Consider the following 23,189-nt stretch of genomic DNA (forward strand, 5'->3'; position numbering starts at 1 on the left):
GTCTGTGCCCACCCGTTCCGCCCTGCGGAACGCCTGCCCACAGACGGGCGGGACGCCTGCCCACAGACCGGCGACGCCTGTCCACAGACGGGCGGGAAGCCTGCCCGCAGACAGCTGGCCGGAGTCAGCTCGGAGGTGCGAGCACGATCAGCGCCGTGCCCGGTTCCACCTGGGCGCCCGGCCTGGTGAGGATCTGCGCCACGACGCCGTTCATCGGTGCGTGCACCCTTGATTCCATCTTCATGGCTTCCAGGGCGAGGAGCGGCTGGCCCATGGTCACCTCGTCGCCTTGGGCGACGTTCAGCTGCCAGACCGACGCGGCGAATTCGGCCTCGACCAGGTGGCCGCCCTGTGGGACCGTCGCCTCCGGCGCTGCTGGTGCCGGAGCCGAGGACGTCTCCGCCCTGGTGAACTCGCCCGATGCCTCCCAGGCGTCCCGTTCCGCCGCGAAGGCAGCGCCCTGGCGGGTCCTGAACTCGGCGATCGAGTCGGCGTTCTCGATCAGGAATGTCTCGTACTCGGCGAGTGAGAAGACTCCCTCCTCGATCTGAGGGACGAAGCGGCCCGAGATGATGTCGGCCCGTAGCTCCAGAAGATCGTCCGGGGCCACCGGGTACCACTTGATGCGGTCGAAGAAGCGCAGCAGCCAGGGGGAGCCGGGTTCGAAGGCGCCGCGTTGCTGCCAGCCGGACCACACCTGGGTCGTGCGGCCGACGAACTGGTAGCCGCCGGGGCCCTCCATGCCGTAGACGCAGAGGTACGCGCCGCCGATGCCGACCGAGTTCTCGGCGGTCCAGGTGCGGGCCGGGTTGTACTTCGTCGTGACCAGGCGATGGCGGGGGTCCAGGGGTGTGGCCACCGGGGCGCCCAGGTACACATCGCCCAGGCCGAGGACCAGGTACTCGGCGTCGAAGACCGTGCGGTACACGTCCTCCACCGAGTCCAGGCCGTTGACCCGGCGGATGAACTCGATGTTCCAGGGGCACCAGGGTGCGTCGTCGCGGACACCGGCCATATAGCGGGCGATCGCCTCGCGGGTCGCCGGGTCGTCCCAGGAGAGGGGGAGGTGGACGGTGCGGGACGGCACGACCAGCTGGTCCGTCGAGGGCAGCGTGGCCACCAACGACCGTATGGACGAGAGGAGTTGATGCTGGGGGAGGCGGCGCGGGTCCGTCTGGATCTGGAGGGAGCGGATGCCCGGCGTGAGGTCGGTGACTCCCTCGAGGCGTGCCTCCGCCACCGCATCCATCAGGGCGTGCACCCGCATGCGCAGCGCCAGGTCCAGCTGCATGGGCCCGAACTCGACCAGCAGATGGTCGTCGCCGCTGCGGCGGTACGTCACGTCGCCGTCCCGCGCCAGCACGCCCCCGTCCACGATCGCGGGCCGCGCCGCGCCTTCCCCGTCCACCGGCATGAAGCGCACCGTGTCCCCGGGACGCAGCTGGCCGAGCTTCCAGCGCTCCGCACTGAGGACTGTCGCCGGGCACACGAACCCGCCGAGCGAGGGGCCGTCGGGACCGAGCAGGACCGGCATGTCGCCCGTGTAGTCGACGGCGCCTACCGAGTAAGGAGTGTCGTGGATGTTGGAGGGGTGCAGTCCCGCCTCGCCGCCGTCGGTGCGGGCCCAGCGGGGCTTCGGACCGACCAGCCGTACACCCGTGCGTGCCGAGTTGAAGTGCACCTTCCAGTCGGCCGCGTAGAAGTCGTGGATGTCCTCCTCGGTGAAGAACTCCGGTGCGGCGTGCGGGCCTTCGAGCGCGCCCACCTGCCATACGGCGCCGAACACCGGCCGCTCGCTCTCCGGCACCGCCGCCCCTGACGATGCGACCGCGCCTCCGTGCAGCACATCCCCTGTCCGCAGGGCCCGCCCGCCGTGCCCGCCGAACCGGCCCAGCGTGAAGGTCGAGGCGCTCCCCAGGAATGCCGGGACATCCAGGCCGCCCGCGAAGAGTACGTACGTCCGCAGGCCGTGCTCGGCAGGAGCGCCGATCTCCAGTACGCCCCCTGCCGGTACCGTCACCGGCTCCCACTGCGCGACCGTCCCGCCGTCGACGGTCACCGCCGCCGGAGCACCCGTGACACACACCGTCGTCGCGTGCGTGAACCTCAACGAAGGGCCCCGCAGGGTGCATTCGAGGCCGGGTGCCCCCTCGTCGTTGCCCAGCGCCCGGTTGCCGAGCCGGAACGACAGGTCGTCCATCGGCCCGCACGGCGGCACGCCCACCTGCCAGTAGCCGGTACGCCCCGGCCAGTCCTGGACGGTCGTCAGCGTCCCGCCGGAGACGACCTCGATACGTGGCGTGGGATCGCTCACGCCCGCGAGCGTCGCCGTCGAGTGGGAGGCCGTCCGGAAGTCGTCCGACGCGAGTGCCGCCCGCACCAGCCCCAGGTTCGTCTCGATGCCGTCGACCCGGGTCCCGGCCAGCGCCTCGTCCAGCCGTGCCAGAGCCCGAGCACGGTCGGAGCCGTACGCGACGATCTTCGCGAGCATGGGGTCGTACGACGTGGTGACCTCGGTGCCCGTCTCGACCCAGCCGTCCACGCGTACGCCCGGCGGGAATTCGACCCGGGTCAACAGGCCCGCGCTGGGCCGGTGTTCACGCGAGGGATCCTCGGCATACACGCGGGCCTCGACGGCATGACCGCGCGGCGCCCCAGGGTCTCGTACGACATCGAAGTCCCCGCGTGCCAGACGCAGCATCCACGCGACGAGGTCGACGCCATAGATCTCCTCCGTGACCGGATGCTCCACCTGGAGCCGGGTGTTGACCTCCAGGAAGTACGCCTCTTCGCGCACCGCGTCGTACACGAACTCGACGGTTCCGGCCGAGCGGTAGTCGACAGAGGCGCACAAGTCCCGGGCGGCGGAGGTCAGTTGCTCGCGGATGTGCGCGGGTAGCCCGGGTGCGGGCGCCTCCTCCACCACCTTCTGGTTGCGGCGCTGGAGCGAGCAGTCGCGGTCGCCGAAGGTGACGACGCGGCCCGCGCCGTCGCCGAAGATCTGCACCTCGACATGACGGGCGTGCTCGACGAGCCGCTCCAGGAACACCCCGGCCGAGGAGAAGGACGCCGCGGCGACGCGCTGCACCCGGTCCCAGGCCTCGGTCAGCTCATCGGCGGAACGACATGCCGACATACCGATACCGCCCCCACCCCCCGTCGCCTTGAGCATCACCGGGTAGCCGATGCGGTCCGCGGCCACCAGAGCCTCGTCCACCGAGGCGAGCAGGCCCGTACCCGGAGCCAGCGGCACCCCGGCCGCCTCCGCCGCCGCCCGGGCCGTGTGCTTCGCCCCGAACAGCTCCAGCTGCTCCGGCGTCGGGCCCACAAAAACGATTCCGGCGTCCTCGCAGCGCCGCGCGAACGCCGCGTCCTCGGAGAGAAAGCCGTAGCCGGGGTGGATCGCTCCGGCACCCGTGTCCTTCGCTGCCTTCAGCACGAGATCGGCGTCGAGATATGACTCCTTGGCGGGCGCCGGACCCAGCCGGACCGCTTTGTCGGCCAGGCGCACATGGGGTGCCGATCGATCGGCGTCGGAGTACACCGCGACCGTACGCAGTCCCAACTCCCGTGCCGTACGCAGGATCCGGGCCGCGATCTCGCCCCGGTTGGCGACGAGCAGCGTGTCGAAGGCCGTTTCTCCGTCGCTCATCGAGCGCCCGCCCCACCGATGGTCATCTCCACGGCCGTCGGCTCGAAGCCGTTGCAAGGGTTGTTGATCTGCGGGCAGTTGGAGACCAGGACGAGTACGTCGCGCTCAGCGCGCAGCGACAGCTTCAGGCCGGGGGCGGAGAGACCGTCGACGATGCCGAGGGTGCCGTCCTTCTCGACCGGCACGTTCATGTACCAGTTGATGTTCGAGACGAGATCGCGCTTGCCGAGGCCGTACTTGGCGCCCTCCGCGAGGAAGTTGTCGACGCACGCGTGCTGCGACCAGGTGTGGTGGCCGTAGCGCAGGGTGTTCGACTCCTTGGAGCAGGCGCCGCCCACCGTGTCGTGCCGGCCGACCTCGTCCTCGACCACGGTCATCAGCGGGGTGTGCTCGTTGGACATGAGCACGCTGCCGGTGGTCAGGAAGATGTTGCCTTGGGCGTGGATCGTGTCGGGCGCGCTGTAGCGGACGGTCGTGTCATGGGCGTCGTACGCGAGGAAGTCGACGGCCTGGTTGCCGTGCAGGTCGGTGATGGTGAGCGTCTCGCCGCTCCGCACGAGGGCGGACCAGGCGGAGCGGGCCGGGACGACGGCCGTGGTGACGGTCATGCGAGCCCCCTGGCGGCAAGGAATTCGGCGGTGTTGAGGAAGGCTCGGCGGCCCTCGGGGGAGGCCTCCCACAGCGGGTCGCCGGGTGCGGTGGCCTCGGCGCGCCAGGCCAGCACCTCCAGCGGGGTGCTGGTGTAGTCGGCTCGCGGGTCGGCCGGGTGGGGCACATTGGCGAGCAGCACCGTGACGTCCTGCTCGGCCCGGAGCGTCACGCTCGCGCCCTCTCCGGCCGAGCCGGTGAAGTCGAGGGCGCCGTCGTCGCGTACCTCCACGCCCTGGAAGAAGGACAGTGACGGAGGGAGATCCCGGGATGCCAGACCGTTCTTCGCGGCGGCCAGTTTGAACAGCTCACGCCCTGCCGGGGACGCGGACTGCGGCGTCCCGTCTCCGTACCGCTGCGTGTTCCGTACGAGGGTGGAGGTGCCGCACAGGGCGTCGTGCCGGCCGGAGGTGTCGGCGATCACCGACGCGAGGACGCGGCCCTGGTCGGAGAGGAGCAGCCGGTCCTCGCCGAGGTAGGCGTTCCATTGGACCTTGACCGTGTCCGCGACGTTCAGTCGCTCCCAGGGGCGGTCGGCGGCGAACAGGAGGAGATGCGCGCAGGCATCGCCCCTGAGGTCGGTCAGCCGTAGCTCCGTACCGCGGGCCAGCACCTTGTGCGTGTAGTTGCCGCCCGCCACCGTCTCCGCCCACACCAGATGGCCCGCAGCGCAGGGCGGTGCGGGCCAGGAACTCGCCGGGACGACCGGCATCGCCTCGGCGGGGGCGCCTTCCTGTGCGCGGGCATGCGCCCGGGCTCCGTACGTGGTCGCTGTCGCCATCACGGGACCTCCGGCTAGGCAGGGGCGGTCATGTCCGCACGTCACGTCGGTACGTGATGTCCGTACGTCATGTCCGTACGTCATTTCTGTCGCCCGACAGAAATTAGGAGCCGGGCGGGTCGGCGTCATTGCCCGGGCGTTGCCGCCCGGTTACCGATGTCTCACCGAGATCGCCGTCCGGGGCCGTGTGCGACGATCGAAGGCATGAGCACCAGCGGACGACGAGTGGGCAGGCCACGGGCCGAGCGGCGACCGGACAGCGGTCTCTCGCCGCGTGACGAACTGCTCGCCGCCGCCGCGGAGTTGTTCACGACGCGTGGGTACGCGGCCACGACCACCCGGGCCGTCGCCGAGCGTGCGGGCATGCGCCAGGCGTCCATGTACCACTACGTGTCCGGCAAGGAGGAACTGCTCGCCGAGCTCCTGGAGTCCACCGTCACGCCCTCGCTGGCCTTCGCCCGGGAGCTCCTCGCCGAGGACATGACTCCGGCCGAGGACCGGCTGTGGGACCTGTGCCGCACGGACGTCGAGCTGCTCTGCGGCGGTCCGTACAACCTCGGCGGGCTCTATCTGCTGCCCGAGGTGCGCGCCGAACGCTTCGCCGGCTTCCATGCCGTACGGGCCGAACTCAAGGACGCCTACCGGCAGTTGATCGCCGCTACCGAGGCGGGCGGCGCGCTCGCCAAGAGTGAGCTGGATCTGCGGACGGATCTGGTGTTCGGGCTGATCGAGGGCGTCATTCTGGTCCATCGCTCCGACCCCGACCGGCCCGCCTCGGTCTTCGCCGAAGCCACCGCGGATGCGGCGCTGCGGATCGCGGGAATCTGAGCCGGAATTCGCCTCGGCGGGCTGGGCCTCACCGTTCTGATGAGGGGTTTTCGTGCGGCCGTACACGGTGACGCATCGTGTTCGAATAGCGTCGGAGCGTATAAATGGGGCCGAGCGTACTCCTCTCGCGCGGGCGATTTCAGGTGCTTGCCGAATATGACTTGGCGATGATCCGGTCGGACTAAGCTCGCCCGCGGCGCACCGAGTTGCGGTGTATTCGTGCGCTTGTTCCCCAATGTTCTGAAGATCCAGAGAACTCCCCCCGATCCCCAGCCGATTTGTCTTAGAGGGCATACATGGTGAGTGTTCAATCGCCTCCCGTTGGCCGTGAACTTCCTTACGCCCGAGTGCTGTTGCTCCCGGCCATACTGATGGCCGCGGCATCCGGAGCCGCCGTCGCCGTCGTCACGGAACCGGCCCGGGTCGCCGTCGGCTGGTGCGGAGGCATCGCGACGCTCCTGGTGATCGCGACGGTCGCCGAAGCGGTCCGCCGCGGCCGGGTCGTACGAGCCGTCCGCGCCGAACTCGCGCGCCGAACGGCCTACTTGGAACAGCGCATCGCCGCCCAGGACGACGAGATCTTCCACCTCGGCAAGGAGCTGCTGCCCGCCGCGCTGTACCGGCTGCGCTGTGGAGATTCCCCCGAAGTGGCGATCCGTAAAACCGCCGAGGAGGATCCGCGTGTCCGGGAACTCCCCGAATCCCAGCGCGAGTTGCTGCGCGCCCTGCTGCGCATCGTGGACCACGAGGAAGCGATGCGCGACTCCTCGCAGCGCGCCTTCGTCAACATCGCCCGGCGCGTCCAGGCGATCGTCCACCAGCAGAACAAGGAACTGCGCGAGATGGAGGAGGACCACGGGCGCAACCCCGAGGTCTTCGACGACCTGCTGCGCATCGACCACGGCACCGCGCTGATCGGCCGCCTCGCCGACTCCATCGCCGTGCTCGGCGGCTCCCGCCCGGGCCGCGTATGGCCCAAGCCCGTACCGCTGTACAGCGTGCTGCGCGGTGCCATGTCCCGGATCCTGGAGTACCGGCGCATCGAGCTGCACTCCATCGCCAAGGTCAACGTCACCGGCCCGTCGGTCGAACCGGTCATCCACGCCGCCGCCGAACTCCTCGACAACGCCACGCGCTACTCGCCGCCGCAGACCAAGGTGCACGTCACCGCCGTCGAGGTGCAGACCGGTGTCGCCATCGAGATCGAGGACGCCGGCGTCAGCCTCAGCGAGGAGGCCCGCCGCCGGGCCGAGGGCATGCTCGAGAAGGCCCAGATCGGCATCGACCTCAACGACCTCGGTGACAGCCCGCGGCTCGGCATGGCCGTCGTGGGCCGGCTGACGCAGATGTACAAGATGCAGGTCTCGCTGCGGCAGTCCGCGTACGGCGGTGTCCGTGCCGTGATCGTCGTGCCCCGCGACATGCTCACGGAAGAGTTCGCCCCCGGCCTCGCGCACGGCATCGGCGCCTCCTCCGTACCCAAGGTGGACTTCGGCGGTGTCGAGGGACCCGAGCGCAAGCCCAAGAAGCGCCGTCCCACCACCGGCCCCCGTATCCCCGACTCGGTGGCCGCGATGGAGGACGACGTCCCCGAGGTGACCGAGTGGACGGCGAACGGTCTGCCGCAGCGCCGCAGCCGGGTCAAGATCCCGTTCAGTCAGCGGGTCGCCGAGGCCCGGGCGGCCGAGGCGGAGGCGGAGGCCGCGCGCAAGGAGGGCCGCCCGGTCATCGACTGGACCCGCTCCTCCACCCAGACGCAGCCCGAGCCGAAGAAGGACGAACCCGAGCCCGGCCTGTGGGTCGAGGCGTTCATGGCCGGACTCAAGGGCGACCCCACTGACCAGGACGCCACGGACGGCCAGGACAAGACACCAGGCGAGACGAACACTCCGGCCCCTGCCGAGGCCGAAGACGAGGGGGACCTCAAGTGATCCAGCAGCGAGCCAACTTCGACTGGATGCTCAAGGAGCTGTCCGACGGGGTGCCCGGGACCCGGCAGGTCGTGGTGCTCTCCGCCGACGGCCTGCGCATCGCCCGGTACGGCGGTGATCCCGACGCCGCCGACCGCGTCGCCGCGGCCTGCGCCGGACTGCAGAGTCTGGCCGCGGCCGTCGCCACCGAGATCCCCGACACCGACGGCCGGATGCGGATGGTGATCATCGAGATCCACGGCGGCTACTTCTACATGATGGCCGCGGGCCCCGGCGCCTATCTCGCCGTCCTCGCCGACGAGACCGTCGACGCCGGGCTCATGAGCAACCGCATGCGCGACCTCGTCGTACGGATCGGTGCCCACCTGACGAGTCCGCCCCGGCGGAACGGGACGGCCGTATGACTCCTCCGCAACGACGGCGGCGCTTTCCCAAGGAACCGCCGGAGCACAGTCCCCCGAAGATCCCGGACGCGGCGGCGGCAGCGGCGCCGGCCGAGGGGCAGGGCGAGGGGAACCAGCCGGGGAGGCTGTACATCCTCACCGGCCAGGTCGAGGACGGCGACCGGGCCGCACTGGACCTGGTGACCCTGATCGTGGCGAACGACGACGTGCCGCCGCCCACCGCCCAGCCGGAACAGGCGGCCCTGCTCCGGCTCTGCCGGACCCCCCTGTCCGTGGCCGAGCTCTCGGCCTATCTCAATCTGCCGTTCAGCGTGGTGACCGTACTGCTGACCGAGCTGCTGACGGCCGAACTGGTACACGCGCGCGCCCCGATCGTCCGCTCGGAGCTGCCCGACCGTTCCCTCCTCGAAGCGGTGATGCATGGACTTCAAAAGCTCTGACACGGTCGCGGGCCCTCGCGCCGAGGACCATCTTCCGCACACGGCGCAGGCCGCCGTGAAGATCGTGATCGTGGGTGGTTTCGGCGTCGGCAAGACGACCATGGTGGGCTCCGTCAGCGAGATCAGGCCGCTGACCACGGAGGAGACCATGACGCAGGCCGGCGTCGGAGTCGACGACAACTACGGCTCGGACACCAAGACGGCCACCACCGTGGCCATGGACTTCGGCCGCATCAGCATCACCGAACAGCTGGTGCTGTACCTGTTCGGCACCCCCGGCCAGGAACGCTTCTGGTTCCTGTGGAACGGGCTGTTCGAGGGCGCCCTGGGCGCGGTCGTCCTGATCGACACCCGGCGCCTGGAAGTCAGCTTCGACGTCATCGGGCGCCTGGAGGAACGTGGGGTGCCGTTCGTCGTCGCCGTCAACGACTTCCCCGACGCGCCCCGTTACCCCATGGAGGACCTGCGCGCCGCGCTCGACCTCCCCGAGGAGATCCCCATCGTGAAGTGCGACGCGCGCCGCAGGGCGTCCAGCCGTGACGTGCTGATGACCCTGATGCGCTTCCTCCACTCGATCGCCATGGCCTCCGCGCCCGCCTGACCACCTCACACACCCAGTTTCGGAGCACCACCGTGACGTCTGAATCCCCCTACCGGACCGGTATGGACGACCCCGGTCAGTACGACCCCACGCCCGGCCCGCCGCCGGGCTGTCCCGCCCACGGCACGGGCCCCGGCGGACTGCGCCGCCTGTACGGCCCCGAGGCGGAGGACATGGGAGCCCTGTACGAGAAACTCCGCGCCGAACACGGCAACGTCGCCCCCGCGCTGCTCCACCAGGACGTGCCGATCTGGGTGGTGCTCGGCCACACCGAGAACCTGCACATGGTCCGCACCCCCTCGCAGTACACCCGCGACAGCCGCATCTGGAACGCCGTCCGGGACGGCTCGGCGGGCCCGGACCACCCGCTCATGCCCCTCTTCGCCTGGCAGCCCATCTGCGCCATGGCCGAGGGCGACGAGCATCTGCGGCTGCGCGGGGCGGTGGTGGGCGCCATGTCGACCATCGACCACCGCGGCATCCGCCGCTACATCAACCGCGCGACGCAGCTCCTGGTCAACCGCTTCTGCGAGGAGGGGAGCGCCGACCTGGTGAGCCAGTTCGCCGAGCACCTCCCGATGGCCGTGCTCTGCGAGATCCTCGGCATGCCCGAGGAGTACAACGACCGCATCGTGCACGCCGCCCGCGACATGATCAAGGGCACCGAGACGGCGATCGCCAGCAACGAGTACCTCATGAGCGTCCTGAACCGGCTCACGCTGCGCCGTCGTGCCCAGCCCCAGGAGGACTTCACCAGCCACCTCATCAGGCACCCGGCAGGGCTCACCGACGACGAGGTGGCCCAGCACCTGCGCCTCGTGCTGTGCGCCGCCTACGAGGCCACCGCCAACCTCATCGCCAACGTGCTGCGCATGGTGCTCACCGACCCGCGTTTCCGCGCCCAGCTCAACGGCGGCCAGATGACGGTGCCCGAGGCGGTCGAGCAGTCCCTGTGGGACGAGCCGCCGTTCAGCGCCGTCCTGGGCTACTTCGCCAAGCAGGACACCGAGTTGGGCGGTCAGCACATCCGCAAGGGCGACGGGCTGCTGCTCGGAATGGCGCCCGGCAACGTCGACCCGCGCGTCCGCCCCGACCTCACGGCGAACATGCAGGGCAACCGCTCGCACCTCGCCTTCAGCGGCGGCCCCCACGAATGCCCCGGCCAGGACATCGGCCGCGCCATCGCCGACGTCGGCGTCGACGCGCTCCTGATGCGACTTCCGGACATCCAACTCGCCTGCGACGAGCATGAGTTGCGCTGGACGTCGTCCATCTCCTCCCGGCACCTGGTGGAACTCCCGGTGACGTTCATGGCGCAGCCGCCGCAGGACGACTCGCAACTGCCCGGCGCCCGCAACGCCGAGCGGCAGCCGCGGGTGGACTGGCAGGTCACCACGCCCGCCCCGGCACCCGAACCCGCGCCGGCACCGCAGCCCGAGGCTCCCCGGCCCGAACCGGTGGCTCCGGAGGCCGGCCCAGAGCGCCGCCTCGGCGCCTGGCAGCGCTTCGTACGCTGGTGGCGCGGCTACTGACGGATCAGGATCGTCACGATCGTCACTGATCCGCCCAGTTCTCGTACGAGGACCACGCCCCCAGCGTCCGGCCACTCACGAACGAGTGGCCGTGCCCCGTGACCGGATCGGTGAACTCCAGCACCCGCGCCAGCAGTTGGAGCGGGCGCCGGAAGTCACCGGCCGGCACCGGGCCGGTCACCACCGGGTAGAGCGGGTCACCGAGGATCGGCACACCCAGCGCGTTCATGTGCACCCGCAGCTGATGGGTCTGACCGGTGCGGGGCAGCAGCCGGTAGCGTGCGCGTCCGTCACGGTGCTCGAGCAGCTCGACCAGGGTCACCGCGTTCGGCTCGCCCGGCAGCTCGCGGGCGGCCAGCACCCCGCGCTCCTTCACGATCCGGCTGCGCACCGTCCGGGGCAGCGCCAAGGACTCCCGGTACGGGGCCACCGCCTCGTACTCCTTGCGTACGAGCCGGTCGCGGAACAGCGACTGATACGCGCCGCGTTCCTCCGCCCGCACCGTGAACAGCACCAACCCGGCCGTGAGCCGGTCGAGCCGGTGCGCCGCCGTGAGCGACTCGATGCCGAGCTTCCGCCGCAGCCGTGCGAGAGCCGTCTCGGCGACATGACTGCCGCGTGGTGTCGTGGCCAGGAAGTGCGGCTTGTCGGCCACGACGATGTGCTCGTCGCGATACACCACATCGAGCTCGAACGGCACCCGCACCTCGTCGGGCAGCTCCCGGTGGAACCACACGAACATCCCCGGCACATACGCCGCGTCCGCCGCCACCGGCCGCCCGTCCGCCCCGACGATCAGCCCCGCGTCGAGCATCCCGTCGATCACGCCGGCCCCCGCCGCGAGCCGCTCCACCAGATGCTCCCGCACGGTGCCCCAAGCCCCCTCGACCGGCAACCGGACCCGCACCGGATCCACCCCTTCACGCTGCGGCAGGGGAGCGGGCGGAATCCGGTTTCTGCGTCTCACCTGGTCAAGCGTACGCAGCGGTCTCCGCGACCGTCGTACGCGCCTTGTACACCCGGTACGCGCCACCGAGGACGAGTGTCACGCCGAGGAACAGCACGGTGAACCACTGGAAGTACCAGTGCCCGCCCGCCGGGTCGTACACCTCCGCGCGGGGCCAGGCGAGGTTGATCGTCATGAACAGGCCGTAGAGCAGGGCGAGTGCGTTGACGGGGACGCCCCAGCGGCCGAGGGAGAAGTACGGGCGGCCCGTCTCGTCGGTGCCGGCGGCTCCTTCGGCTGCGAAGTTGCCGCGCAGACGCTGCCAGAGCAGTGGTCCGGTCACCATCGCGTACGCGAGGTAGAGCATCACGATGCATGTGGTGCCGATGGCGAGGAAGGCCTCGGGCGAGGCGAAGTTGAGCAGCAGCAGGGCCGCGGCGAGGACGCCGACGACCAGGGCCGGGGCGCTGGGCATACCCGTGCGTGGGTTGACCTTCGCGAGCTGTCGGGAGAAGGGCAGCTGGCCGTCGCGGGCCATGGAGAAGAGCATGCGGCAGGCCGCCGTCTGGATCGCGAGGGTCGCCACCGCGATGGCCACCACCACGTCGGCGAGCAGCAGCCGGCCCACGCCGTCGCCCAGGCTGCTGGTCAGGACGTAACTCAGGCCCTCGACGCCGAGCCGGCCGTCGGTCAGGCTGGGCGCGGCCAGTAGTCCGCCGAGGATGATCAGTCCGCCGAGCAGGCCCGCCGCACCGAGCGCGGTGAGGATCGTACGGGGCGCGGTACGTCGCGGATGGTGCGTCTCCTCGCTCATCTCACCCGCGCTGTCGAAGCCGATCATCACGTACGCCGCCGCGAACGAACCCACCAGCAGTGCCCCGAACAGGCCGGACTGGGCGGCCGTTCCGGTGTGGAAGGTGATGCCGGGGGAGCGCTCGGAGTGGGTGAGCAGGAGCACGATGATCAGGACGGCGCCGATGATCTCGGCGGTGACGCCCACGCGGTTGATCAGGGACATCACGCGGATGTCGATGACGTTCACGAAGGTCGTCAGGACCAGCAAGAGCACGCCGAACAGTGCCGCGTTGGCCGCGCCGCTCGCCGATGTCGGCGCCGGGTCGTCGCCGATCAGCTGGAAACCGGACCAGATCGCGGGCAGCACCATCTGCAGGGCGAGCGCTGCTGCGGCGACCACCACGATCTGCCCGATCACCATGATCCAGCCGGCGAACCAGCCGAAGGTGAGGTTGGAGAGGCGGGACGACCACTGGTAGATCGCGCCGGAGATCGGATAGCGCGCGGCCAGCTCCGCGAAGCAGGCGGCGACCAGCAACTGGCCGATCAGCACGGCCGGCCAGGCCCAGAAGAACACCGGGCCGCCGAAGGTGTAGCCGAACGCGAAGAACTGGAAGACGGTCGTCAGCACCGAGATGAAGGAGAACCCGGCGGCGAACGAGGCATAGCGGCCCAGGCTGCGATGCAGTTCCTGGCGGTAGCCGAACTCGGCGAGAGAGCCGTCGCCGGGGGAGTCCGGTGGCTCGGAATGGACGTCGGAGGGGGCGGTCGTCGTCACGGTGGCACCTGCCTTCGGCACAGGGGAGCTGGGGACGGAAGGGGCGGACGGAAGGAGGGCTGCAGAATTCCTGTCGGGCGACAGAAATTAGGGAGCGGCTGTTTCGCTCGCATGACGCGGCCATGTCTGCCGGGGGCCGAAGTCCTCACGCCTCGCGAAGGCCGTCGAGTCGCGATACATCGTGTCTCTTGACCCTCGCCCGGAGTCGCGATATGTTCGGCTGCGGATATTCGGTGCCGGGGTGAGCGAGGTGAGTCGCGTGGCGACCAAGCGCAGGAAGCTCAGCAATCCGCTGGCGCTCGCCGTGCTGGCGACGCTCTGGCAGAAGCCGATGCATCCGTACGAGATCGCCCAGACCCTGCGCCGCCAGGGCAAGGACACCAGCACGAAGATCAACTACGGCTCGCTCTACACGGTCGTGCAGAACCTTCAGAAGCACGGCTTCGTCGAGGTCACCGATGTGCAGCGGCAGGGCAACCGCCCCGAGCGCACCATCTACGGGCTCACCGAGGCCGGGCGCGAGGAGATGACCGAGTGGATGTCGGACCTGGTGGCGGTCCCGGCACGGGAGTACCCGATCTTCGAGACCGCGCTCTCACTGATGGGGGTGCTGCACCCCGACGAAGTGACGCGGCTGCTCGAGGAGCGGCTCAACACGCTCGAGGTGCAGGCCGCGAGCGGCCGGGGAGCGCTGGAGAAGCTCTATGAGTCCCTGCCGCGCATCTTCCTGGTGGAGACCGAGTACCAACTGCACATGGTCGAGGCGCAGGCCGAGTGGGTCCGTGGCTTCCTCGCGGAGCTGAAGGACGGCTCCCTGCCCGGGATGAACGAGTGGCGGACCCTCCACGAGACGGGGGAGACACCGCCGGAGTTCCAGGACTTTCCGCAGGACTTGGATGACCGCGACGACCTGCGTGACCCCAAAAACCTGGATGACCGCAAGGACTTGGAGGGCCGCGACGCCGAGAAGTGACTCAGATGTGAAACAGACCCCGGCAGGACTGTTGCAGCAGCCCCGCCAGGGTCTCCAACCCCGAACTGACTCCGCCGTGAGGCACGCCAGGTGATCGAGGTGCGGCACACCCAGGATAGCCCGGCGCTCTTCACGCGGATCAGTCGTCATCCGCTCATGCGGATCCGTCCGCATCCGCTCATTCAGGAGAGCAGTCGTCATGAACACGCATGCGCCCGCAGTGGAGGCGCGCCAACTCATCAAGACCTACCCCGGTGAGGTCACCGCTCTCAGCGGCATGGACATCACCGTCGAGCCGGGCATCGTCTTCGGCCTCCTCGGCCCGAACGGCGCCGGAAAGTCGACCACCGTCAAGATCCTCACCACGCTGGCCCGCCCCGACTCGGGCAGCGCCACCGTCGCGGGCCACGACGTGCTGCGCCACCCGGACCGGGTGCGCCGCGCGATCGGCGTGGTCGCGCAGAAGTCCGGCGCCGACCCTGTGGCCACCGGCCGCGAGAACCTCCAGCTGCAGGGCAGGCTCTACGGATTGCGGGGCCGTCCGCTGAAGAACCGCGTCGACGAACTGCTGGCCCGCTTCCACCTCACGGACGCGGCCGGCCGCCAGGTCAAGGGCTACTCCGGCGGTATGCAGCGCCGGCTCGACGTCGCGCTCGGTCTGGTCCACCGGCCCCAGGTGCTGTTCCTCGACGAGCCGACGACCGGCCTCGACCCCGAGGCGCGTACGGCGATGTGGGACGAGATCGCCCGCCTCGCCGGTGACGAGGGCCTGACCATCCTGCTCACCACCCACTACCTCGAAGAGGCCGACCGGCTCGCCGAGCGCATCGCCATCGTCGACCGCGGCCGTGTCGTCGTCGAGGGCACCCCGGACGTCCTCAAGGGCGAACTCCGCGGCGACGCAGTCCACTTGGAGGTGCGCGAAGCGGTCGGCGAAGCCGGTCGTACGCTCCTGACGGGCGCACTCACCGCACTGCCCGGCGTGCACGAGGTGCTGTTCGACGGCCGCCGGATCAGCGTCCGCGCCGCCGACGGAGCCGCCGCCGTACCCGCTCTGCTCGCCGCACTGGAGCGCTCCGGAGTCGGCGTCGCCGCAGCCACCGTGGCCCGCCCCTCGCTCGACGACGTCTACCTGCGCTACGCGGGCCGCCGTTACGCGGAGGCCGAAGCCGCCGCGGACACCACCGACCGCCTCGTCCTCGCCGGAGGTGCCCGATGAGCACCGAAACCCTCACCCAGACCTGGTACATGACGCAGCGCCAGCTGATGTCGGTGCTGCGCCAGCCCGCGTACGTCGTCTTCATGCTGATCCAGCCGGCGATCTGGCTGTTCCTGTTCGGCAACCTCTTCAAGAAGGTCGTCGAACTCGGCGGCTTCGGCACGACCACCTATCTGGACTACCTGGTGCCGGGCATCGTCGTGATGAGCGCGCTCAGCTCCAACATGTGGGCGGGCATGGGCACTTTGGAAGAGATCGAGCGCGGCACGCTCAACCGGTTCCTGACCACTCCGGTCAGCCGCGGCGCCCTGATGAACGCCAACGTCGTACAGCAGGGGCTGACGACCGCCGTGCAGTCCGTGCTGATCATTCTGCTCGGGAAGCTCGGCGGGGCCGACTATCCGGGCGGGGTCGCGGGCCTGGTCGTCCTGGTGGTCGCGGCCTCGCTGCTGGGCACGGTCTTCGGTGCGCTCTCCAACGCCGTGGGCATGCTGGTGCGCGAGCGGGAATCGATCATCGGCATCAACACCTTCCTGTTGCTGCCGCTGACGTTCCTGTCCTCGGCGTTCATGGCGCCCTCGCAGATGCCCGGCTGGATGCGGAGCATCGCCGACTTCAACCCGCTCGACTGGGCGATGGTGGCGGGCCGTTCGGCCATGGCGGAGAACCCGGACTGGAGCGACGTACTCACCCGGGGCGGCGCTCTCCTCGCCCTGGCGGTGGCGGCGGTGTGGCTGTCGACCCGCACGTTCCGGGCGTATCAGCGCTCGGTCTAGCGGGCCCCGGGTTCAAGAGCCACGTGCTCGGGAGGTCGCGTACGAGAGTCAGTAGGCTGCCGGCTCGGTAGCCTCCTGCTCAGCCTCCACCTGTGCGTTCCAGTCCTTCTTCGCCGCCTGCCAGCCGTCCTCGTTGTGGCCGAGGCGCCAGTAGCCGGAGATCGACAGGTGCTCGCGGGGGATCTGGTGCTCTACGCGCAGCAGGCGGCGCAGCTCCTTCACGAAGGCCGCCTCGCCGTGCACGAACGCGCACACGCGGCCCTCCGGGAACTCCAGCGCCCGTACGGCCTCGACCAGGGCCTCGCCGATCGGGCGGTCGCCGCGGTGCAGCCAGACGGCCTCCACGTCGGAGGCGATCTTCTGCTCCTCGTCCGGGCCCTCGACCTCGACGAAGGCGTACACCTTGGCGCCGTCGGGCATCGCCTCGAGGGAGGCGGCGATCGCGGGCAGCGCGCTCTCGTCCCCGGCCAGCAGATGCCAGTCGGCCTCGGGATCGGGCGCGTACGCCCCGCCAGGACCCAGGAATCGTACGATCTCGCCCTGCTGGACCCGCGTGGCCCACGGCCCGGCCAGGCCCTCGTCGCCGTGGATGACGAAGTCGAGCGTCAGCTCGCGCAGTTCGGGGTCCCAGGCGCGCACCGTGTACGTACGCGTCACCGGCCACTGCTCGCGCGGGAACTCCTCGCGGATGCGGGCGATGTCGAAGGGCTCCGGATAGGTCACGCCCTCCGCCCCGAACAGCAGCTTGACGTAATGATCGGTGCTGCTGCCCGCGGAGAATTCGGCGAGGCCCTCACCGCCGAGAACCACGCGCTGCATATGCGGGGTGAGCCGCTCCGTGCGGACAACCCGCGCGGTGTGGGGCTTCGGAACCCTGCGTGCCGGACGCTCTGCCATGACGGCCTCCCGAACATTACTAAGGCTTGCCTAAGTTAGCACCTTCCCCTAGTTAACACCTCTTGCTCCATAAGTCGATGACCAAGCTTGGGGTGTTGATGACCACATCTTGGGAAAAGGCGAAAGGTCGGCCCGAGAATGGCCACGTGCGGGGCGTTACGGATCATGATCCGAGCGTCACCAGCAGCCGCTGCAGCGAGCCGCCCAGACCCCAGCGCGCCGCCAGCTCCTCCAGGGCCGCCGGATCGCGTGGCGCGCTCGGCAGCGCCGTGTCCACCACCGGCAGCGGCACGTCGTCGGCCACCTTGATGACCTTGGGCGCGACAGCCACGTACGGCCGGGCCTCGTCGAGGCGTCTGCGCTGCGAGGGCGTGAGCTTCGCCTTCGGGTCGTCGACCGCCGCCATGATCCCGGCCAGGTCGCCGAACTCGGCCAGCAGCTTGGCGGCCGTCTTCTCGCCGATGCCCGGCACCCCGGGCAGTCCGTCGCTCGGGTCGCCGCGCAGCAGCGCCAGGTCCGCGTACCCCGGACCGTCCACCCCATACTTCTCGCGCAACAGCGCCTCGTCCGTGAGCTGCATGCTGCCGACGCCCTTGAGCGGATACAGCACCCGCACCTGCCGCTTGTCGTCGACCAGTTGGAACAGGTCGCGGTCGCCGGTGACGATGTCGACAGGGCCCGTGGCGCGGGCCGTGAACGTGCCGATCACATCGTCCGCCTCGTACCCCTCGACGCCCACGCGGGCGATGCCCAGCGCGTCCAGGACCGCCTCGATGATCGGCACCTGGGGCGAGAGGGTGTCGGGCACCTGCTCCTCGTCAGGGCCGGCTTCGTGCTCCTCCGCGACGCGGTGCGCCTTGTAGGAGGGGATCAGGTCGACGCGCCACTGGGGCCGCCAGTCCGCGTCCATGCATGCCACGAGATCGTCCGGGTGGCGGTCCCGTACGAGGCGGTCGATGAATTCGAGCAGTCCCCGCACCGCGTTCACCGGTGTGCCGTCCGGAGCCTTCACGGAATCCGGGACTCCGAAATAGGCGCGGAAGTACAGCGAGGCGGTGTCGAGAAGCATGATCCGGCGAGAAGTCTGCGTCTGCTGCGTCACGCCACGCATCATGCCGTACGCCACTGACAGTCACTGTCCGGAGCAGGGCGGCCGGCGAAGGGAACGCCGCTACCCGCTAAACGTAAACAGCCTGTGAACTGGTTCACCTTCGCGTTTGGTCCAGACAACCCAGGGCAGGTGCGAGCCGGAGCGAAGCCGGTCCCACTTTCAACCACACCTGACAAATGGGGAGTTGAAGGGGACGGGCCATGTGGGCGGACCCCGCGTCGCTCCACGGCCCGTCGGCGGGGGAGGCGGGCCGTATTCGTTCGACCTGAGAGGTACAAGTGTCATCCAGGCTGCAGGCCGAGCACCTTTACAAGGTGTTCGGCAGACGACCCGAGAAAGCGGTCGAGCAACTCCGCGAAGGAAAGGACCGTGAGGCACTGCGCGCCGACGGCACCACCGCCGCGGTGGTCGACGCGTCCTTCACAGTCGAACCGGGCCAGACCTTCGTGGTCATGGGCCTGTCCGGATCGGGCAAGTCCACGCTGCTGCGCATGCTCAACGGACTGCTGGAGCCCACCGCGGGACAAGTCCTCTTCGACGGCCAGGACCTGACCACCCTGAGCGACCGCGAACTGCGCGAGGTCCGCTCGAAGAAGATCAGCATGGTCTTCCAGCACTTCGCGCTCTTCCCGCACCGCAGCGTCCTCGAGAACGCCGCCTACGGCCTGGAGGTGCAGGGCGTACCGCGCGCCGAGCGCGAGTCCCGCGCCACTGACGCCCTCGCCATGTGCGGACTGTCCGGCTGGGAGAAGTCCTGGCCCGACGAGCTGTCCGGCGGTATGCAGCAGCGCGTGGGGCTGGCCCGGGCGCTGGCCACAGACGCCGACCTGCTCCTGATGGACGAGTCCTTCAGCGCGCTCGACCCGCTGATCCGCCGCGATATGCAGGACCAGCTGATCGAGCTCCAGAAGAAGCTCAAGAAGACCATCGTCTTCATCACGCACGACCTCAACGAGGCCATGCGCCTGGGCGACCGCATCGCCGTGATGCGCGACGGCCGCATCGTCCAGATCGGCACCGCCGAGGACATCCTGATCCGCCCCGCAAACGATTACGTCGCCTCCTTCACCAAGGACGTCGACCGCTCCCGCGTCCTCACGGCCGACGCCGTCATGGACACGAACCTGCGGGGCGACGAGGCGGACTGCGGCTGCGAGACCGCGCGGCCCGACAGCTCCTTCGTGGACCTCTGCGCGATCAGCGCCCGCGTGCCGCACTCGGTCGCGGTGCTCGACAAGACACAGCAACTCGTCGGAGTCGTACCGCGGCAACGCCTGATCGGCTTCCTGGGCGACGAACAAGGCGAGCCCAGGCCCTGTGACACACCCCGTGACAAGGTTGTCAAGGCGGTGAAGGCCGATGCCTAGGATCCCCTTCGGCGACTGGGTCAACGACACGGTCGACTGGCTGCTCAGCAACATGGCGTGGCTCTTCGACTTCCTCAAGGCGATCTTCGAGGGCACGTACGACGGAATCAACGCCGTCCTGCAGGCCCCGGAGCCGCTGCTCCTCGCGGGCATCTTCGCCGTGATCGCGTTCTGGCTGCGCGGCACCTCCGCCGGTGTCCTCACCTTCCTCGGATTCGCCTTCATCGACTCCGTCGAACTGTGGGAAGACGCGATGGTGACCCTGTCGCTCGTCCTCGTGGCGACGATCATCGCGCTCGCCATCGCGGTACCCGTGGGCATCTGGGCGGCGCGCTCCGACCGGGTGAGCAACCTGGTCCGGCCGGTGCTCGACTTCATGCAGACGCTGCCCGCGATGATCTACCTCATCCCGGCGATCCTGTTCTTCGGCACCGGCGCCCCCGCGGGGATCGTGGCCACCATGATCTTCGCGCTGGCGCCCGGCGTCCGGATGACGGAGCTGGGCATCCGCCAGGTCGACACGGAACTGGTCGAGGCCGCCGACGCGTTCGGCACCACCCCCGGCAACACCCTGCTGCGTATCCAGCTGCCGCTGGCGCTGCCCACGGTCATGGCCGGCGTCAACCAGGTCATCATGCTGGGCCTGTCCATGGCCGCCATCGCGGGCATGGTCGGCGCCGGCGGACTCGGCGGCGACGTGAACGAGGCCCTCGGCCAGCTGAACGTGGGCCTGGGCTCCGAGGCCGGCGTCGCCATCGTCATCCTGGCGATCTACCTGGACCGTATGACCAGCTCGCTCGGCACCCAGGTCTCCCCGCTCGGCCGCCGCGCCCTCGCCAGGCTGCGCGCCGCGCAGGGCCTGAATATCTGGTCCTACCGCCCCCGGCCCGCCGTAGCCATGATCGGTGTGGTCGTGCTCGCGCTGGTCGCGGGCGGCATGGGCGTCTTCGGCGGTACGAACTCCGAGACCACCGCCGCCGACTCCTCGAACGTCGGCCAGGGCAAGAAGATCACCATCGGCTACATCCCGTGGGACGAGGGCGTCGCCTCCACCTTCCTGTGGAAGGAGATCCTTCAGGAGCGCGGCTACGAGGTCGAGACGAAGCAGCTCGAGGCCGGCCCGATGTACACCTCTCTCGCCGCCGGGGACATCGACTTCCAGACGGACGCCTGGCTGCCGACCACCCACGAGCAGTACTGGAAGAAGTACGGCAAGCAGATCGAGGACCTGGGCTCCTGGTACGGACCGACGTCCCTGGAGCTGAGCGTGCCCTCCTACATGAAGGGCATCGACTCACTGGAGGACCTCAAGGGCAAGGCCTCGGACTTCGGCGGCAAGATCACCGGCATCGAGTCCAGCGCCGGAATGATGGGCCTGCTCAAGGACAAGGTCCTGGCGGAGTACGGCCTCGACAAGGAGTACAAGGTCGTCGACAGCTCCACGCCCGCCATGCTGGCCGAGCTGAAGCGCGCGTACGCCAAGCAGGAGCCCATCGTCGTCACGCTGTGGTCGCCGCACTGGGCGTACAACGACTACAAGCTGACGAAGCTCAAGGACCCGAAGGGCGCCTGGGGCAAGGGCGACGATGTGCATACGGTCTCCCGTAAAGGCTTCGCCGCGGACAACCCGGTCGTCGGCCAGTGGCTCAAGAACTTCAAGATGACCGAGAAGCAGCTCACCAGCCTCGAAGCGGAGATCAACAAGGCGGGCGACGGCAAGCAGCCGCAGGCCGTGAAGACCTGGCTGAAGTCCAACCCCGGCGTCGTCGACAAGCTGGCCCCGGTCGAGAACTCCACGGGCGGCGAACCGGCGGAGGCGAAGCGTCCCGTGGACGTCGCCTTCTTCCCCTGGGACGAGAACGTCGCCGTCACCTACCTGTGGAAGAACGTCCTGGCCCGCCGCGGCTACACGCTGAACCTCAAGCAGATGGACGTCGGCCCCGTCTACACGGGCCTGGCCACCGGCGACATCGACGTCAACTTCGACGCCTGGCTGCCGTACGCCCAGTCGAACTACTGGGAGAAGAACAAGGCCAACCTGGCAGACCTCGGCACCTGGTACCAGCCGACCTCGCTTGAACTCGCAGTGCCCTCGTACGTGAAGGACGTCAAGTCGCTCGCGGACCTCAAGGGCAAGGCCGACACCTTCGGCGGCAAGATCATCGGCATCGAGCCGGGCACCGGCGAGATGAACCTGCTCAAGAAGGACGTCCTGCCGGGCTACGGCCTGGACAAGGAGTACGAGGTCGTCGACGGCTCCACGCCCGCGATGCTGGCCGAGCTGAAGCGCGCGTACGCCAAGAAGGAGCCGATCATCGCCGTCCTGTGGTCCCCGCACTGGGCCTACAGCGAGTACGAGCTCACCAAGCTGTCGGACGAGAAGAAGCTGTTCGGCGAGGGGAACACGATCCGCACGATCACCAACAAGGCGTTCCCGGGCCAGTACCCGCAGCTCACGAAGTGGATCAAGAACTTCAAGATGAGCGAGGAGGAACTCGGCACCCTGGAGGCCGAGATCAAGGACCGCGGCCAGGGCAACGAGGAGGAGGCCGTCGAAGCATGGCTCAAGGAGCACCCGGACATGGTGAGCCGGATGACTCCGTAGCTCCGTAGCGATGCGGTAGTACGGCAGCAGTCCACTGAGGGGTGGGCTTCGCCCGCGGGGACCGAGCGGTTCCGGTGCGGTGAAGCCCACCCCTTTGTTTACGGCCTTGTGACGGCCGCATGAAACGGTTTGCCGAACGTGCGTAGGGTGCAAACAAAACATCGGGAGACATTGGCTCGTACGTTCCTCGTATGTAGTACTCCGGACGTACGAGAGGTACGAGACCGTACGAGACGTACGAGCATCGGGCTGTCACCGAGCCGCCCGCACCGATCCACGCACCGACGACGCACAGGAGGGAGCCGAAGCGATGGACGACAACAAAGACGCCCTTCGGGTGGGCGCGGCCGTCCGGCGGCGGCGCCGGGCACTGGAGCTCACCCTCGCCGTCGTCGCCGAGCGCAGCGGGCTGTCGGTGCCGTTCCTGAGCCAGGTCGAGAACGAGCGGGCCCGGCCGAGCATGCGCTCCCTGCAGCGCGTCGCCGACGCCCTCGGGACGACCTGCGTCGAGCTCCTCGCCGCCGCCGACCCGGCGCGCAGCGTTGACGTCGTGCGCTCCGACGACTCCGAGTTCACCCCCCACGAGCCCCTCGTACGCCCCCTGGTGCGCGGTCACCACCAGTTGCACGCCATGGAGTTCAGCGGCGACCACGACGCCGGGCGCGAATTCCAGCACCGCAACGACGAGTTGATGTACGTCGCGGACGGCGCCGTCGAGGTCGAGGCGGAGGGCCGCGCGTACCGGCTGGGGCGCGGCGACACGCTGTACATGACCGGTGGCGTACGGCACCGGTGGCGGGCGACCGTGCCGGACACGCGTGTGCTGGTCGTGGCGGTCGCGGACCACATCGAGGCGGCGGAGGACGCGCAGCGGTGAGGGACGCACTGCGGTGAGGGTGATGTGC

The 23,189-nt window shown here is 69.3% G+C and carries 19 protein-coding genes; 12 read left to right on the plus strand and 7 right to left on the minus strand.

Annotation, left to right across the window (positions count from 1 at the left end; genetic code table 11):
* Nucleotides 1-124: 124 nt before the first annotated feature.
* From ACQEVY_RS38105 to ACQEVY_RS38115, 3 genes are read right to left on the minus strand one after another with little or no spacing between them, the layout of a single operon-like run.
* Nucleotides 125-3,652: a 5-oxoprolinase/urea amidolyase family protein gene (locus ACQEVY_RS38105; protein WP_432954236.1), complete on the minus strand. Its 3,528-nt coding sequence runs from the start codon at nucleotides 3,650-3,652 to the stop codon at nucleotides 125-127.
* Nucleotides 3,649-4,260, minus strand: coding sequence for an urea amidolyase associated protein UAAP2 (locus ACQEVY_RS38110; RefSeq protein WP_432954238.1), 612 nt, complete (start codon nucleotides 4,258-4,260; stop codon nucleotides 3,649-3,651). The genes ACQEVY_RS38105 and ACQEVY_RS38110 overlap by 4 nt, the downstream gene beginning before the upstream one ends.
* On the minus strand, nucleotides 4,257-5,081 hold the full coding sequence (locus ACQEVY_RS38115) for an urea amidolyase associated protein UAAP1 (RefSeq protein ID WP_432954240.1): 825 nt from the start codon (nucleotides 5,079-5,081) through the stop codon (nucleotides 4,257-4,259). Before ACQEVY_RS38115 ends, ACQEVY_RS38110 begins: the two co-directional genes overlap by 4 nt.
* Nucleotides 5,082-5,285: 204 nt before the next feature.
* On the opposite strand from ACQEVY_RS38115, the gene ACQEVY_RS38120 reads away from it, so the two are divergent.
* From ACQEVY_RS38120 to ACQEVY_RS38145, 6 genes are all read left to right on the plus strand, one after another.
* On the plus strand, nucleotides 5,286-5,909 hold the full coding sequence (locus ACQEVY_RS38120) for a TetR/AcrR family transcriptional regulator (RefSeq protein WP_432954242.1): 624 nt from the start codon (nucleotides 5,286-5,288) through the stop codon (nucleotides 5,907-5,909).
* 296 nt (nucleotides 5,910-6,205) lie between these two features.
* Nucleotides 6,206-7,840 carry a sensor histidine kinase gene (locus ACQEVY_RS38125; RefSeq protein WP_432954244.1) on the plus strand — a complete coding sequence of 545 codons (1,635 nt, stop codon included), beginning with the start codon at nucleotides 6,206-6,208 and terminating at the stop codon, nucleotides 7,838-7,840.
* Complete coding sequence (locus ACQEVY_RS38130; protein ID WP_165344540.1) at nucleotides 7,837-8,244, plus strand: roadblock/LC7 domain-containing protein; 408 nt, start codon at nucleotides 7,837-7,839, stop codon at nucleotides 8,242-8,244. The genes ACQEVY_RS38125 and ACQEVY_RS38130 overlap by 4 nt, the downstream gene beginning before the upstream one ends.
* Nucleotides 8,241-8,684: a DUF742 domain-containing protein gene (locus ACQEVY_RS38135; RefSeq protein WP_432954246.1), complete on the plus strand. Its 444-nt coding sequence runs from the start codon at nucleotides 8,241-8,243 to the stop codon at nucleotides 8,682-8,684. Before ACQEVY_RS38130 ends, ACQEVY_RS38135 begins: the two co-directional genes overlap by 4 nt.
* Entirely contained in the window at nucleotides 8,665-9,285 is a 621-nt protein-coding gene (locus tag ACQEVY_RS38140) for a GTP-binding protein (protein WP_328772796.1), read from the plus strand. Before ACQEVY_RS38135 ends, ACQEVY_RS38140 begins: the two co-directional genes overlap by 20 nt.
* Nucleotides 9,286-9,347: 62 nt before the next feature.
* The gene (locus ACQEVY_RS38145) at nucleotides 9,348-10,817 is read left to right on the plus strand and encodes a cytochrome P450 (protein WP_432955620.1); all 1,470 of its coding nucleotides are present in this window, start codon (nucleotides 9,348-9,350) and stop codon (nucleotides 10,815-10,817) included.
* Between the two features lie 22 nt (nucleotides 10,818-10,839).
* Here ACQEVY_RS38145 and ACQEVY_RS38150 read toward each other — a convergent pair whose 3' ends face one another.
* Both ACQEVY_RS38150 and ACQEVY_RS38155 read right to left on the minus strand, forming a co-directional pair.
* Nucleotides 10,840-11,784, minus strand: a complete 945-nt coding sequence (locus ACQEVY_RS38150) for an RluA family pseudouridine synthase (protein ID WP_432954248.1) — start codon at nucleotides 11,782-11,784, stop codon at nucleotides 10,840-10,842.
* Between the two features lie 4 nt (nucleotides 11,785-11,788).
* Nucleotides 11,789-13,336, minus strand: coding sequence for an amino acid permease (locus tag ACQEVY_RS38155; protein ID WP_432954250.1), 1,548 nt, complete (start codon nucleotides 13,334-13,336; stop codon nucleotides 11,789-11,791).
* Between the two features lie 259 nt (nucleotides 13,337-13,595).
* Here ACQEVY_RS38155 and ACQEVY_RS38160 point away from each other — a divergent pair, with 259 nt between their 5' ends.
* The 3 genes from ACQEVY_RS38160 to ACQEVY_RS38170 all read left to right on the plus strand — a co-directional run bounded on the left by ACQEVY_RS38160 (nucleotide 13,596) and on the right by ACQEVY_RS38170 (nucleotide 16,304).
* The gene (locus ACQEVY_RS38160) at nucleotides 13,596-14,309 is read left to right on the plus strand and encodes a PadR family transcriptional regulator (protein ID WP_432954251.1); all 714 of its coding nucleotides are present in this window, start codon (nucleotides 13,596-13,598) and stop codon (nucleotides 14,307-14,309) included.
* A gap of 199 nt (nucleotides 14,310-14,508) precedes the next feature.
* The gene (locus ACQEVY_RS38165) at nucleotides 14,509-15,528 is read left to right on the plus strand and encodes an ABC transporter ATP-binding protein (protein WP_432954253.1); all 1,020 of its coding nucleotides are present in this window, start codon (nucleotides 14,509-14,511) and stop codon (nucleotides 15,526-15,528) included.
* Nucleotides 15,525-16,304, plus strand: a complete 780-nt coding sequence (locus ACQEVY_RS38170) for an ABC transporter permease (protein WP_432954254.1) — start codon at nucleotides 15,525-15,527, stop codon at nucleotides 16,302-16,304. The genes ACQEVY_RS38165 and ACQEVY_RS38170 overlap by 4 nt, the downstream gene beginning before the upstream one ends.
* Before the next feature lie 48 nt (nucleotides 16,305-16,352).
* Here ACQEVY_RS38170 and ACQEVY_RS38175 read toward each other — a convergent pair whose 3' ends face one another.
* Together ACQEVY_RS38175 and ACQEVY_RS38180 are read right to left on the minus strand one after the other, a co-directional pair.
* Nucleotides 16,353-17,201: a siderophore-interacting protein gene (locus ACQEVY_RS38175; RefSeq protein ID WP_432954256.1), complete on the minus strand. Its 849-nt coding sequence runs from the start codon at nucleotides 17,199-17,201 to the stop codon at nucleotides 16,353-16,355.
* A 163-nt stretch (nucleotides 17,202-17,364) separates the two neighbouring features.
* Nucleotides 17,365-18,312, minus strand: a complete 948-nt coding sequence (locus ACQEVY_RS38180) for a 5'-3' exonuclease (RefSeq protein ID WP_432955622.1) — start codon at nucleotides 18,310-18,312, stop codon at nucleotides 17,365-17,367.
* A 278-nt stretch (nucleotides 18,313-18,590) separates the two neighbouring features.
* Here ACQEVY_RS38180 and ACQEVY_RS38185 point away from each other — a divergent pair, with 278 nt between their 5' ends.
* The 3 genes from ACQEVY_RS38185 to ACQEVY_RS38195 all read left to right on the plus strand — a co-directional run bounded on the left by ACQEVY_RS38185 (nucleotide 18,591) and on the right by ACQEVY_RS38195 (nucleotide 23,161).
* A complete protein-coding gene (locus ACQEVY_RS38185; RefSeq protein ID WP_432954258.1) occupies nucleotides 18,591-19,679 on the plus strand; it encodes a quaternary amine ABC transporter ATP-binding protein in 1,089 nt (362 codons plus the stop codon).
* Nucleotides 19,672-22,284, plus strand: a complete 2,613-nt coding sequence (locus ACQEVY_RS38190; RefSeq protein ID WP_432954260.1) for an ABC transporter permease/substrate binding protein — start codon at nucleotides 19,672-19,674, stop codon at nucleotides 22,282-22,284. Before ACQEVY_RS38185 ends, ACQEVY_RS38190 begins: the two co-directional genes overlap by 8 nt.
* A 310-nt stretch (nucleotides 22,285-22,594) precedes the next feature.
* Nucleotides 22,595-23,161, plus strand: a complete 567-nt coding sequence (locus tag ACQEVY_RS38195) for a helix-turn-helix domain-containing protein (protein ID WP_328772801.1) — start codon at nucleotides 22,595-22,597, stop codon at nucleotides 23,159-23,161.
* Nucleotides 23,162-23,189 lie beyond the last annotated feature (28 nt).

Source organism: Streptomyces sp. CA-288835 (assembly GCF_050936385.1).
Classification (GTDB): domain Bacteria; phylum Actinomycetota; class Actinomycetes; order Streptomycetales; family Streptomycetaceae; genus Streptomyces.

What these genes read in the sequence shown, in the direction of transcription:
- ACQEVY_RS38105 (WP_432954236.1), bottom strand. Translation starts at nt 3,652, where the DNA reads ATGAGCGACGGAGAAACGGCCTTCGACACGCTGCTCGTCGCCAACCGG.
- ACQEVY_RS38110 (WP_432954238.1), bottom strand. Translation starts at nt 4,260, where the DNA reads ATGACCGTCACCACGGCCGTCGTCCCGGCCCGCTCCGCCTGGTCCGCC.
- ACQEVY_RS38115 (WP_432954240.1), bottom strand. Translation starts at nt 5,081, where the DNA reads ATGGCGACAGCGACCACGTACGGAGCCCGGGCGCATGCCCGCGCACAG.
- ACQEVY_RS38120 (WP_432954242.1), top strand. Translation starts at nt 5,286, where the DNA reads ATGAGCACCAGCGGACGACGAGTGGGCAGGCCACGGGCCGAGCGGCGA.
- ACQEVY_RS38125 (WP_432954244.1), top strand. Translation starts at nt 6,206, where the DNA reads ATGGTGAGTGTTCAATCGCCTCCCGTTGGCCGTGAACTTCCTTACGCC.
- ACQEVY_RS38135 (WP_432954246.1), top strand. Translation starts at nt 8,241, where the DNA reads ATGACTCCTCCGCAACGACGGCGGCGCTTTCCCAAGGAACCGCCGGAG.
- ACQEVY_RS38140 (WP_328772796.1), top strand. Translation starts at nt 8,665, where the DNA reads ATGGACTTCAAAAGCTCTGACACGGTCGCGGGCCCTCGCGCCGAGGAC.
- ACQEVY_RS38145 (WP_432955620.1), top strand. Translation starts at nt 9,348, where the DNA reads ATGGACGACCCCGGTCAGTACGACCCCACGCCCGGCCCGCCGCCGGGC.
- ACQEVY_RS38165 (WP_432954253.1), top strand. Translation starts at nt 14,509, where the DNA reads ATGAACACGCATGCGCCCGCAGTGGAGGCGCGCCAACTCATCAAGACC.
- ACQEVY_RS38170 (WP_432954254.1), top strand. Translation starts at nt 15,525, where the DNA reads ATGAGCACCGAAACCCTCACCCAGACCTGGTACATGACGCAGCGCCAG.
- ACQEVY_RS38175 (WP_432954256.1), bottom strand. Translation starts at nt 17,201, where the DNA reads ATGGCAGAGCGTCCGGCACGCAGGGTTCCGAAGCCCCACACCGCGCGG.
- ACQEVY_RS38180 (WP_432955622.1), bottom strand. Translation starts at nt 18,312, where the DNA reads ATGCGTGGCGTGACGCAGCAGACGCAGACTTCTCGCCGGATCATGCTT.
- ACQEVY_RS38190 (WP_432954260.1), top strand. Translation starts at nt 19,672, where the DNA reads ATGCCTAGGATCCCCTTCGGCGACTGGGTCAACGACACGGTCGACTGG.
- ACQEVY_RS38195 (WP_328772801.1), top strand. Translation starts at nt 22,595, where the DNA reads ATGGACGACAACAAAGACGCCCTTCGGGTGGGCGCGGCCGTCCGGCGG.